Genomic DNA, 12,583 nt, shown 5'->3' with positions numbered 1-12,583 from the left:
CTCGGTGTGCCGGCGCAAGGCCGGCGTCCGGTTTTCTGCAGTGTGCATACGTCGAGCGCAAGAGCGGTCAGGGTACTACGCAAGCGCCTTGAACATATCCTCGACCACCTTCTTGGCGTCGCCGAACACCATCATGGTCTTGTCTATGTAGAACAGCTCGTTGTCGAGCCCCGCATAGCCGGCGGCCATCGAGCGCTTGTTGACGATGATGGTTTTGGCCTTGTACGCCTCCAGGATCGGCATGCCCGCGATCGGCGACTTGGGATCGGTCTTGGCCGCCGGGTTGACCACGTCGTTGGCGCCCAGCACCAGCACGACGTCGGCCTGGCCGAACTCGCTGTTGATGTCTTCCATCTCGAAGACCTGGTCGTACGGCACCTCGGCCTCGGCCAGCAGCACGTTCATGTGGCCCGGCATGCGGCCCGCCACCGGATGGATCGCGTATTTCACGGTCACGCCCTTCTCGGCCAGCTTCTCGGTCAGTTCCTTCAGCGCGTGTTGGGCGCGCGCCACGGCCAGGCCGTAGCCGGGCACGATGATGACCGTCTCGGCATTGCCCATCAGGAACGCGGCGTCGTCGGCCGAGCCGGACTTCACGTTGCGCTGGCCCTGGTCCACCGCCGCCGTCGCGCCAGTGGCGCCGCCGAAGCCGCCCAGCAGCACGTTGAAGAACGAGCGGTTCATCGCCTTGCACATGATGTACGAGAGGATGGCACCGGACGATCCCACCAGCGAGCCGGCGATGATCAGCATCGGGTTGTTCAGCGAGAAGCCGATGCCCGCCGCCGCCCAGCCCGAGTACGAGTTCAGCATCGACACCACCACCGGCATGTCGGCGCCGCCGATCGGGATGATGATGGTCACGCCCAGCACGAAGGCGATCGCCAGCATGATCAGGAACGGCAGCCACGCCTGCGACATGAAGAAGATGATGCCGAAGCCGACCATCGCCACCGCCAGCAGCAGGTTCAGCCAGTGCTGGCCGGCAAACACCACCGGCGCGCCCTGGAACAGGCGGAACTTGTAGCGTCCGGCCAGCTTGCCGAAGGCGATCACCGAGCCCGAGAAGGTGATGGCGCCGACAAAGCAGCCGATGAAGAGCTCGATGCGGTTGCCCAGCGGGATCAGGTGCGAGCCCGCCGGCGCGATGCCGAACGCGGCCGGCTCGGCCACCGCGGCCACGGCGATGAACACCGCCGCAAGACCGATCAGCGAGTGCATCGCCGCGACCAGCTCGGGCATCCTGGTCATCTGCACCTTCCTGGCCACATAGGCGCCGATGCCGCCGCCGACCACCAGCGCCGCCAGGATCAATGCCAGGCCGCTGCCGTTATTGCTGGCCTCGCCCGCACCCGCGCCAGACAGCAACTCGTTCTTCAGCTTCAGGATCAGCGCCACCGTGGTCAGCGCGGCCACCAGCATGCCGGCCATGCCGAAGGCATTGCCGCGCCGTGCCGTGGTCGGGTGCGACAGCCCCTTCAACGCCTGGATAAAGCACACCGACGCGCCCAGGTAGGACAGGGTCACCAGATTCATCAACAGGCCGTTCATCGCGCCACCTCCGCCAGCTCTCCGCCCACCTGCGCGCTGCCCCGCGGCTGTGCCTTGGGTGCCTTCTTGCGGAACATCTCCAGCATGCGCTGCGTGACCAGGAAGCCGCCGAACACATTGACCGCCGCCAGCGCCACCGCCAGCGTGCCCATGGCCCGGCCGACATTGCCTTCGGTCAGGCCGGCGGCCAGCATCGCGCCGACGATGATGATGGCCGAGATCGCATTGGTCACCGCCATCAGCGGCGTATGCAGCGCGGGCGTGACAGTCCAGACCACGTGGTAGCCCACGTAGATCGCCAGGACAAAGATGATCAGGTTGATCACCGTGTTGCTAACCATTTCCATTGATTTCTCCTTGAATCAGCCGGCCAGCGCCGCTTCCTTGCGTCCCGCCACCAGGCAGGCGGCGACAATGTCGTCTTCGAGGTTGAGCGTGAACCGACCTTCCTTGTCGATGACCAGCTTGAGGAAATCCAGCACGTTGCGGGCATAGAGCGCCGAGGCGTCGGCCGCCACCATGCTGGCCAGGTTGGTATGGCCGATGAGGATGACGCCGTGGCGCTCGACCACTTCGTCGGCCACCGTCAGCGGGCAGTTGCCGCCCTGCGCGGCGGCCAGGTCGACCACCACCGAGCCCGGCTTCATCTGCTGCACGGTCGCTTTCTGCAGCAGCACCGGCGCCTTGCGGCCCGGGATCAGCGCGGTGGTGATGACGATGTCGGCCTGGATCGCACGCTGGTGCACCAGCTCGGCCTGGCGCTTCATCCAGTCCGGCGGCATCGGGCGCGCATAGCCGCCCACGCCTTGCGCGATCTCGCGCTCTTCGTCGGTCAGGAACGGCACGTCGAGGAATTTGGCGCCGAGCGATTCGATCTGTTCCTTCACCGCGGGGCGCACGTCGGACGCTTCAATCACCGCGCCCAGGCGCTTGGCGGTGGCGATCGCCTGCAGGCCGGCGACGCCGGCGCCAAGGATCAGCACGCGCGCGGCCTTGACGGTGCCGGCGGCGGTCATCAGCATCGGCATGAAGCGCTGGTAGTGGTGCGCGGCCACCAGCACGGCCTTGTAGCCGGCGATATTGGCCTGCGACGAGAGCACGTCCATGCTCTGCGCGCGCGTGGTGCGCGGTGCGGCCTCGAGCGCGAAGGCGGTCAGGTTGGCCGCCGCCATGCGCGCGTTGTTCTCGGCATCGAAGGGATTGAGCATGCCCACTAGTACGGCCCCCGGCTTCATCTGTGCCAGTTCCGCGTCGTCCGGCGCGCGCACCTTGAGCACCAGTTGTGCTCCCAGCGCTTCGGCGGCAGTGCCGATGGTGGCGCCGACCGCTTCATACGCGCCGTCGGGCTGGATTGCGCTCAAGCCGGCGCCGGCCTGGACGACCACCTTGTGGCCCTGGGCGACGTACTTCCTGACCGTCTCGGGGGTGGCGGCGACGCGAGTTTCGCCGGCCCGCGTCTCGCGCGGGATACCTATGTACATCTCTGTCTCCTTGGATGATGATCGATGTTGGGTCGCGGCGGCCGGGGATATCTATCGCGCCCCGCGTGTGGGACTAGAAAATATGCTTCATGCCCACTGCCAAGCCGGTCTGTCCGACGCCTGGCGCGACCTTGGTCGCACTCGCCACGCCCAGCGTCGAGCGGCCCGCGTTGTCCATGTAGGACGCGTTGACATAAAGCTCCGTGCGCTTCGACAGGTTGTACGCCGCCTGCAGCACGTAGCTGATGGCGTCGTCAGCCGAGGCGCGGTTATCCGTCCGGTAGATACCGGCGCGCAGCGTCAGTGCCGGTCTTGCCGCATAGGCACCGCCCAGCCAGTAGAGATGGGAGCGGCTGGCGGGCGCGCCCAGTCCGTTCTGCAGGAACCGGTATCCGGCCTCGGCCGTGAAGGGGCCGCTGGTGTAGAGAAGTCCCGCCGCGTAGCGGCGTTCAATGTTGCCTGCCGTGGCCGTGGATGTGCCGCGGCGCTGGTCATAGGCAATGGCCAGTCCGAACTTGCCGATGGTGTACGAGGCGCCGGCGCCGATCTCCTGGCCGACGCGGGGCGCGCCGGGGACTTCGCCGCCGTTGGCAATGGTCGAGTCGTAGCCGGCGCTGTACAGCCCGCTGATGGTCAGTTCGCCGAAGTTGCCCGTGTACTTGATGGCATTGTCTGCCCGACCCGCGAACTGCGCATCGTGGGCAAGCACGGAGTACGGCGCATAGCGGTTTGTGTCAAAGGGGATGAAGAAATCGAACAGGATATTGTTCTGGCGCCCGAGCGTGACCTGGCCCCAAGGCCCCGCGATGCCGACGAATGCCTGCCGGCCGAACAGGCGGCCGCCAAATCCGGCCATACCGGTGTCCGTCAGGAAGCCGCTCTCCAGCACAAAGATCGCGCTCATGTCCGCGCCCAGTGCCTCCTTGCCCCGCATGCCCCACCGCGATGCCGCGGTGTTTCCGGAGGTGACGCGGTATGCGGACCCCGAGCCATTCGTGCCGGCATGGCTGACATATTCCACGCCGGCATCCATGACGCCGTATAGCGTGACGCTCGACTGCGCCTGTGCCTGCGCCTGTGTCGTCGCGGCAAGCAGGCACCCCACTGATGCCGCGATGGCGCACTTTCCTGATGTTTTCATCGTTCTCCTCCGTATGTATGTTTGAGTTGATGCCCGCGCAGGGCAGCGCTCGCCACAGCCCGAGAACGGGCGATGCGGCGATAGCTGGTGATGCGGCGATGGCTATTCAGCGGGCGGCCGTGCGTGTCACGCAGGCGCTGCCATCCACGCCGATGGCACTCGGCGCGAACGGGGCCGCCGGCAGCGGCGCCCGTGCAAGTGAATGGATCAGGCCACGCGAGCCGGCGCGCGTCCGGCGCGGTGCATGCCGAAGCGCTCGACGGTAAGTCCGTCCATGTCGATCTCTGGCGGCCTGCCGGTGACCGCGTCGGCAACAAGCCGGCCGGTGCCGCATGCCTGTGTCCAGCCATTGGAGCCGTGGCCAGCATTCAGGTAGAGGCCCTGCAGCGGTGTCGCGCCGAGGATGGGCGGCCCGTCCGGCGTCATCGGACGAAGCCCGGCCCACGACGTGGCCGCGGCATAGTCGAACCCGCGTGGAAAGAGCCGTCGCGTCAGTGCCGACAGCAGTTCCGTGCGGACCCGGCGCACTGACAGGTCGTATCCGACGAACTCGGCCATTCCCGCGACGCGCAACTTGTCGCCCAAGCGGGTCAGCATGATCTTGTTGTGCTCGTCCATGATCGCCATGCGCGGTGCAGCCCCGGTGTCGGCAATGGGGATCGTGATCGAATAGCCCTTGAGCGGATAGATCGGGATCCGCAGGCCTGCAGCAGCGAGTAGCGCGGGCGCCTGGCAGCCGAGCGCCACCACGCAGGCATCGGCCTGGCGCTGATCCGTCTGCCCGCCATGCGTGATCTCGACGCTGCGAAGGCGGCCGTGCGCATGGACGAGGCGGGTTGCCGAAACGCCGTAGTGAAAAGACACGCCGCGACGGGCAAGATAGCCGGCGAGGCCTGCACAGAACCTTGCGCTGTCGCCTGATGCATCGTCCGGCAGATGCAATGCGCCTTGCCATGCTGCGGCAGACGCCCGCAGCGAGGGTTCAAGCGCCATGGCTTCGTCGCGCCCAATCATTCGCCATGGCACCTGGAACTGACTGAGTGTGCGCGTGGCCAGCTGTGCCAGTTCAACTTCCTGGTCAGTCTGGAGCAATTGCAGCGTGCCGTCGCGGTGAAAGCCGAAGTTGAGCTCCGGCACTTCGTCACGCAAGGCCTGCATGCAGCGCATGCTGTAGTGCGCCAAGCGCTGCATGCGCGCCTTGTTGATGCCAAAGCGCTCCGCATTGCATTCCTTGAGCCATTTGGCGAGCCAGCGCAGGCGTTCGGCATCCGGCATCATCGAAAAGCGCACCGGCGCATGCTTTTGCATGGCCATGCGCAGCACCTTGTACGGCATGCCCGGCGACGCCCACGGTCCGGCAAAGCCGGGGCAAAGGCCGCCTGCGTTGCCGAAGCTCGATCCCATCCCCGGGCTCGCTTGCCGCTCCAGCACGGTCACCTCATGGCCGTCGCGCCACAGGTGGTAGGCGGCGGATACGCCGGCGACGCCGGCGCCAAGCACTAGTACGCGCATGTCTGCTGCCCCGTTCCAAAGATTCAGTCGGCCGTGATGTGTGCACGATCGATGATCGCGCGATAGCGCCTGGTTTCGCTGTCGATGTATTGCTCGAATTCGCCGCCATCCTTGTAGGCGCTCTCGAATCCCAGTCCGTACAGGCGATCCTTGATGTCTGGCGACGACATGATCTTCGCCGAGGCGCTGTCGAGCTTCTTCCTGATCCCATCGGGTAGCTTGGCCGGCGCCCACAGGCCGTACCAGGAGTAGAACTCGAAGTTCTTGAATCCCGCTTCCTGCATGGTCGGGACATCCGGCAACAACGGGCTGCGCGTGCGCCCGGTCACCGCGATCGCGCGCAGCTTGCCGGCCTTGACCCCGGGCAGCGACGAGAGCATGGGATCCATCATCCCCTGGGCCTGGCCGCTCATGAGGTCGGTCAGCGCAGGACCGCCGCCCTTGTACAGGGCAATGGGCACCTGCAGGTCCGCGATGCCGCTGTCATACATGAACTGGGACAGGGCCAGGTGGCCGGCGGAGCCGTTGCCGCTGGTCGCGAAGTTGTACAGCTTGGGGTTGGCTTTCACGGCGCGCGCCAGTGCCTGCGGCGAGTTCGCCGGCACCTGCGGATTCACGCTAAAGATCAGCGCGCCTTGCGCGAGCATGCTGACCGCCGTGAAATCCTTGACCGCATCGAACTTGATGGTCTTCCGATAGAGCATCGGATTGATGTTGTGGATCGATGCATTGATGTAGAGGGTGTAGCCGTCAGCTGCCGCGCGGGCGACGATGCCGGCCCCGACAAGGCCCGATGCACCCGGCCGGTTGTCGACAATGACGGTCTGCTTCAGCTCCTGGCCGAGCTTCATCGCGAACACGCGCGCAAGGCCGTCCACCGAGCCGCCAGGCGCATGCGGCACGACGATGGTGATCGTACGATCGGGGTAGGGGCTGTCAGACCTGGAGTCCGCTTTTGCGACGCCCGCGGACGTCAGAACGGACAGGAGGAAGATGCCCAAGCGTACGACGGGCATGTGGCGGGAACGGATCTTGGTAAGTGGGCGTAGTTGCATGGCCGGATCAACGTAACTTGCTGGACAAGGGAAGGCAGCGCCATCGCGCGCGATGACGTCGGGCGCGGCGGGCGGCGCTGCCTTGAAATGGCTTCGGTGAAGCTGGTGGCTCAGAAGGTGCCGGGGTAAGCTGCGCCGTCGATCAGGATGTTCTGACCGCAGATATAGCTCGCCTGCCCAGAGCAGATGAAGGCGCAGAGTGCCCCGAGCTCTTCCGGCCGGCCATAGCGGCCAGCCGGGTTGTTGGCGCCGCGTTCGTTCCAGAGTTGCTCGAAGCTCTTGCCAGTCGATTCCAGCATGCCTTCGATGTGGTGGCGCTGGGCATCGGTCGCGAACACGCCCGGGAGCAGGTTGTTGATCGTGACGTTGTGGCGAACCGTCTGGCGCGCAAGCCCTGCGACGAAGCCGACGAGGCCAGAGCGCGCGCCATTGGACAGGCCCAGTTCCAGCTGCGGCGTCTTCACGCTGCGCGAGACGATATTCACGATGCGGCCAAAGCGGCGTTCGATCATGCCGTCCACGGTGCGCCGGATCATGTCGATCGGCCCGATCATCATGGCATCGATCGCGGCGTGCCAGTCTGCCGGTGTCCACTGGCGAAAATCACCGGGCGGGGCACCATCCGCGTTGTTGACCAGGATGTCGGGGGCAGGGCATGCCGCCAGCGCGGCGACGCGCCCCTCGTCCGTGGTGATGTCCGCTACCACGTAGCTGACATCACCACCCGTCGCGGCGCCGATTTCCGCTGCCGCCGCGGCCAGCGTGCTCTCCGTGCGGGCGGCGATGAATACCTTCACGCCTTCCGCCGCCAGTTGGTGCGCGCAAGCGCGCCCCATGCCCTTGCTCCCGCCGAAGACGAGTGCATGGCGCCCTGCAATGCCGAGGTCCATTGATTGCTCCCGGTTCGGTTCAAACGGCCTTGAGCATCGGCGACGACCAGCCGTACTTCCGGTCGAGTTCGAGCTCCTTGATGACGCGCAGGCCGCGCAGCAGGGGCTCGCCTTCCAGGCCGGTGAGCGGCTTGCGCAGTTCGCCCGAAGGCAGGCCCACTGCCTTCATCAGCGACTTGATCGCCACCGGGTTGATGGCCGAGTAGGCATAGTGCAGCAACTGCAGGTTCTGCAGGTAGGCCTTGTGAAAGCTGGCCGCGGTGTCGGGGGATGTCCACGGACGGGAGATCTGCGTCAGCTCCGCCGGGGCGATATTGCCGGTCATGTTTGCGGTGCCATGGCCGCCCAGGCTCATGGTTGGAACGACTAGGCCAAGGTTGGGCGAGTCGCAGCACATCACGGAGACATCCGGCGCGCCGCGCAGCACTTGCGCTACCTGTCCGACGCGCGTCGTCGACTCCTTGTGGACGACATAGTTGGGGTGCTTGAAGATGCGCAGCAGGCTGTCCCAATTCAGGTCGGTCTTCACGCGCGGCGGGTTGTTGTAGATGCCGAGGGGCAGGTCGGTCTCGTCGGCCACTTCCAGGAAGTAGCTTTCGATGTCGGCCTCCGGCGCGCAGATGTAGGCGGGCGCGGCGATGATGGCGCCATCCGCGCCGTTGGCCCTGGCAAAGCGCAGATAGTCCTTGGTAGTCTGGGTGTTGTTGCCGGTGCAGCCATAGAACAGCTTCATCTTGCCGGTCTTCATCTTCGCGGTTTCCACGATGATGGCCTCGCGCTCTTTTTGCGAGAGCATCGATACCTCGCCTGTGGATCCCATGATCAGCACCGCCGAGGTGCCGTGGCGATCCTGGAAATCCAGCAGTTCGCGAAAGGCGCCGAAGTCCGGGCTGCCGTCCTTGGCAAAGGGGGTGATCAGGGCAACAAAGGACCCTTCAATCTTCATCTTGCTCATGTCTGTCTCCGTCGTGGATTCGTGTAGGGGTAAGTGCCGGGAAAACCCGGCTTAGGCTGCGTTGTCGTTCAGGTCGGGCAAGCCTGGTCGGCCTGGGCGTCTTGCAATGCCTCCAGGGTGGAACCATGCGCGGAAAGCGCCATCAGGCCGCGCTGCAGATCGTCGATGAGGTCTTGCGGGTCTTCGAGACCCACATGCAGGCGCACGGCCTGCCCTTGATACGGCCAGCGCGCGCCGGTGCAGTTCTTTCCCGGCGTGAACGGGATGGCGAGGCTTTCATAGCCGCCCCACGAAACCCCCAGGCCAAAGTGCTCCAGTGCATCGATGAAGGCAGCGAGCGAGGCTTTCGAGTTCGTGCGCAGCACTACGGAAAAAAGGCCGCAGGCACCGGTGAAGTCGCGCTTCCACAGCACGTGGCCGGGATGGGACGGCAGTGCGGGATGCAGCACTGCCTCGACCTGCGGCTGGCGCTCTAGCCATTGGGCGACGCGCAGCCCGGATTCCCAGTGGCGCTGGAGCCGAACCGCCATCGTGCGCAGGCCGCGCAGTGCGAGGTAGACATCGTCCGGCCCCGCGGTCTGTCCCATGTCCTGCGTGGTCTGCTTGATTAGCGGCCAGGTATCCCGATTGCACGTGACCACGCCAAGCATGGCATCGGAATGGCCGACGATGTACTTGGTGGCGGCCTGGATCGAAACGTCGACACCGTGGGAGAACGGTTTGAAGTAGAGCGGCGTTCCCCACGTGTTGTCCATGACTACGACGGCGCCATGTCGATGTGCGGCGGCGGAAATGGCCGGGATGTCCTGGATGTCAAACGTCTCCGAACCTGGCGATTCGACGTACACGACACGCGTGTTGAGCCGCAACAATGCTTCGATCGGCGTGCCGCCGGCAGGATCGTAGGTCTCGACTTCGACGCCGAAGCGCGTCAGGACTCGCTCCAGGAACGAACGTGTGGGCGAATAGGCGCTGTCGGTGACCAGCACGTGGTCACCGGCCGAAAGCAGCGCCGTCAGCGCGGTGCTGATCCCCGCGAGGCCGGATGGAAACACGAGCGACCGGTATCCACCTTCCAGCGCGGCAACGGCTTCTTCTAGCGCATGGGTCGTGGGCGTGCCATAGCGTCCGTAGGTCGTCGCGCCAGACTCTTCCGCAGCGCGGGCGCGCTTCATTTCCTCCCATTCGGCCATCGACCCGGCGAGAATGGTCGATGCCCTAAAGATCGGCGTGTTGACGACCCCGCCGAACCGCTCCGGGTGGCGGCCAGCGCAAACTAACTGAGTGCTTTCTTTCATCGGATCTCCGTGGCTGAGCGGTGCGGCTTTCATGTTCGTGATTGCCGCTGGAATGTCGACCAGCTTAGGGATGCGTCCTGAGCAAATTCATCTCATTTAATCGGCGTATCCCCTCCAAAAGAGAAAAAAATGCTCGCGCGGCCCGCCCAACATTGGGTGCTTGTGCCGCCCGTAGCGGGCGCCTGTATTCCGGTGGAGGAGACCAACATGACAACGAAGCTTGCTGCAGCCAATACTCGCAGCCGCTTTCCCACACTTTCGCACTGGGGCGCATATACGGCGGTCGTAGAAGGCGGAAAACTCGTCGCGTGCGAGCCGTTTCCCTGCGACAGCGCACCTTCACCAATCCTGCAATCCATGCCGGGCATGGTGCATTCGCCCCTGCGCATCCGCAGGCCTTCGGTGCGGCGCGGCTGGCTGCGCAAGCGCGAGAACGCGGAGCGCAGCGAGAGGGGCAACGATGAGTTCGTCGAGGTGGATTGGGACACCGCGCTGGATCTGGTGGCCGGCGAGCTGGCACGGGTGCGCGCCGACCATGGCGATGCATCCGTCTTTGGCGGTTCCTACGGATGGTCCTCCGCCGGGCGCCTGCATCATGCCCGCACGCTGACGCACCGCTTCTTGTTCGCAGGCGGGGGTTGCACCACGCAGGCGGGCAACTACAGTTGGGGCGCTGCGCAGTTCCTGCTGCCTCATGTGATCGGCACCTACAAGCCAGTCACGGGAAGAGTAACCGACTGGCGCAGCGTTCTTGAACACACGGAGCTGTTCATCGCCTTTGGCGGCCTGCCCTTGCGCAACACCCAGATCACTTCCGGCGGCGCGGGTGCGCACAGCTCGCACGAGTGGATCGGACGGGCAAAGCGCTCAGGAGTGAAATTCGTTGTAGTCAGCCCGACGCGCGCTGACATACCCGACGGCCTGCAGGCCCGATGGGTGCCGATCCGGCCCAACACCGACACCGCGCTGATGCTGGGCATCGCGCACACCCTGCTGACGCGCGGCCTGCACGCCGCGGAGTTTCTGTCGAGCCATTGCGAGGGCTTTGACGCGTTCGCGGCCTATCTGCTGGGCCGGGACGATGGCCAGGCCAAGGACGCCCGCTGGGCGGAATCGATCTGCGCGGTGCCGGCCGGGACCATCATCGAACTGGCCACGGAAGCCGCCCGGCAGCGCACGATGCTGAATTGCACGTGGTCGTTGCAGCGCGCGCATCATGGCGAACAGCCCTACTGGGCCAGCATCGCGCTGGCGTCGATGTTGGGGCAGATCGGGCTGCCGGGCGGTGGCTTTGCGTTCGGGCATGGCTCCATCAACGGCGCCGGAACGCCCAGGCCCGACGTTGCGGCGCCGGAGATGGGCGCGGGTGCCAATCCCGCGCGCAGCAGCATCCCCGTCGCGCGTATTTCGGACATGCTCCTCCATCCAGGGCAGCGCTACGACTTCAACGGCCGCGAAGGCATCTATCCGGATATCCGCATGGTGTGCTGGGCCGGCGGCAACCCGTTCCACCACCATCAGGACCTGAACAGGTTCGTGCGCGCCTGGCAAGCGCCGGAGACGATCGTGGTGCATGACAGCTGGTGGACGCCGACCGCGCGGCGCGCGGACATCGTTCTGCCGGCCACGACAACGCTGGAGCGCAACGACATCGGGGGCTCCTCAAGAGACCGGTACGTGCTGGCGATGCATCAGGCGCTACCGCCCCAGTACAGCAGCCGCAACGACTTCGACATCTATCGAGACCTGGCATTGCGCGCCGGCTGCGAATTCGCGTTTACGGAAGGCCGCGACGAATTCGCGTGGATTCGCCATATCTACGACAGTATGGTGGAACGCTGGGCCGAGGCAGGCTTCGAAGCGCCGCCGTTTGAACAGTTCTGGGAGGAGGGGTACACCGGCTTGCCGGAGCCGGGCACGCCGTTCGTGCTGTTCTCGGACTTCCGTGCCGATCCACAGGGCAGTCCCCTGAGCACACCCAGCGGCAAGATCGAGCTCTACTCCCGGCGCATTGGAGAATTCGGCTATCAGGATTGCCCTCCTCATCCGTCCTGGCTGCCACCTGCCGAATGGCTTGGAGATGCCGCAGCCCAGCGCTGGCCTTTGCACCTCATCACGTCCCAGCCGGCGGACAAGCTGCACTCCCAGCTGGACGCGGGTAGCCACTCCGTGTCACTGAAGGTCAGAGGCCGGCAGGCAGTCCATATACACCCGCTGGACGCGGCAGAGCGCGGCATTGTGCAGAACGAGATCGTACGCGTGTTCAACGAGCGCGGGGCATGCCTGGCCGGCGCCCGTCTGGACGATACGCTGATACGAGGAGTCGTAGTGATGTCGACCGGTGCCTGGTTCGATGCGAGCAACAGTTCGCTTGAGCGCCACGGCAATCCCAACGTCCTGACAATGGACCGCGGCACGTCCCGCCTGGCCCAAGGGTGCAGCGCGCATTCCGCACTGGTCGAGATCGCGCCGTGGTCCAACGGAGAACCGCCGGAGGTTCGTGCCTTCGACGCGCCGCCGGTGTCGCCGTTGACCGGCACAAGCCGGGGTGAAGACCATTTTTCGAAGCACATGGAGTCTCGCGAAAAAAGTCGGACCGCCGATCCACCAAGCAATGGATAGGGAGCGAGCGTTTAACGCACTAGAGGCACGAACGACACTTTTCGTCTCGATCATGCCGAAGTGCGCCGCATGATGCCC

10 protein-coding genes are annotated in these 12,583 nt (G+C 65.3%); 1 reads left to right on the top strand and 9 read right to left on the bottom strand.

Annotated features, from left to right (window positions below; genetic code table 11):
• Positions 1-75: 75 nt before the first annotated feature.
• The 9 genes from ABNX08_RS38175 to metC all read right to left on the bottom strand — a co-directional run bounded on the left by ABNX08_RS38175 (position 76) and on the right by metC (position 9,883).
• The gene (locus ABNX08_RS38175) at positions 76-1,551 is read right to left on the bottom strand and encodes an NAD(P)(+) transhydrogenase (Re/Si-specific) subunit beta (RefSeq protein WP_374063808.1); all 1,476 of its coding nucleotides are present in this window, start codon (positions 1,549-1,551) and stop codon (positions 76-78) included.
• On the bottom strand, positions 1,548-1,898 hold the full coding sequence (locus ABNX08_RS38170) for an NAD(P) transhydrogenase subunit alpha (protein WP_022540283.1): 351 nt from the start codon (positions 1,896-1,898) through the stop codon (positions 1,548-1,550). The genes ABNX08_RS38175 and ABNX08_RS38170 overlap by 4 nt, the downstream gene beginning before the upstream one ends.
• Positions 1,899-1,913: 15 nt before the next feature.
• Positions 1,914-3,032 (bottom strand): Re/Si-specific NAD(P)(+) transhydrogenase subunit alpha, encoded by a 1,119-nt coding sequence (locus tag ABNX08_RS38165; RefSeq protein WP_022540284.1) that lies wholly within the window; start codon positions 3,030-3,032, stop codon positions 1,914-1,916.
• Positions 3,033-3,105: 73 nt separating this feature from the next.
• Positions 3,106-4,173, bottom strand: a complete 1,068-nt coding sequence (locus ABNX08_RS38160) for a porin (RefSeq protein WP_022540285.1) — start codon at positions 4,171-4,173, stop codon at positions 3,106-3,108.
• 207 nt (positions 4,174-4,380) lie between these two features.
• The gene (locus tag ABNX08_RS38155; RefSeq protein ID WP_349607640.1) at positions 4,381-5,685 is read right to left on the bottom strand and encodes a D-amino acid dehydrogenase; all 1,305 of its coding nucleotides are present in this window, start codon (positions 5,683-5,685) and stop codon (positions 4,381-4,383) included.
• Between the two features lie 23 nt (positions 5,686-5,708).
• Positions 5,709-6,740 (bottom strand): tripartite tricarboxylate transporter substrate binding protein, encoded by a 1,032-nt coding sequence (locus ABNX08_RS38150; protein WP_022540287.1) that lies wholly within the window; start codon positions 6,738-6,740, stop codon positions 5,709-5,711.
• 110 nt (positions 6,741-6,850) lie between these two features.
• The gene (locus tag ABNX08_RS38145; RefSeq protein ID WP_022540288.1) at positions 6,851-7,630 is read right to left on the bottom strand and encodes an SDR family NAD(P)-dependent oxidoreductase; all 780 of its coding nucleotides are present in this window, start codon (positions 7,628-7,630) and stop codon (positions 6,851-6,853) included.
• Positions 7,631-7,649: 19 nt separating this feature from the next.
• Complete coding sequence (locus ABNX08_RS38140; RefSeq protein ID WP_022540289.1) at positions 7,650-8,585, bottom strand: 4-hydroxy-tetrahydrodipicolinate synthase; 936 nt, start codon at positions 8,583-8,585, stop codon at positions 7,650-7,652.
• A 68-nt stretch (positions 8,586-8,653) separates the two neighbouring features.
• Positions 8,654-9,883 (bottom strand): cystathionine beta-lyase, encoded by a 1,230-nt coding sequence (gene metC / locus ABNX08_RS38135; protein ID WP_022540290.1) that lies wholly within the window; start codon positions 9,881-9,883, stop codon positions 8,654-8,656.
• A gap of 207 nt (positions 9,884-10,090) precedes the next feature.
• On the opposite strand from metC, the gene ABNX08_RS38130 reads away from it, so the two are divergent.
• Positions 10,091-12,505: a molybdopterin guanine dinucleotide-containing S/N-oxide reductase gene (locus ABNX08_RS38130; RefSeq protein ID WP_349607643.1), complete on the top strand. Its 2,415-nt coding sequence runs from the start codon at positions 10,091-10,093 to the stop codon at positions 12,503-12,505.
• The last annotated feature ends 78 nt before the right edge of the window (positions 12,506-12,583 follow it).

Source organism: Cupriavidus sp. DF5525, assembly GCF_040149425.2.
GTDB classification, from domain to species: Bacteria; Pseudomonadota; Gammaproteobacteria; order Burkholderiales; family Burkholderiaceae; genus Cupriavidus; species Cupriavidus pickettii_A.
Note: the sequence above shows the minus strand (reverse complement) of the source record. Positions and strands in the feature narration are given on the sequence as shown.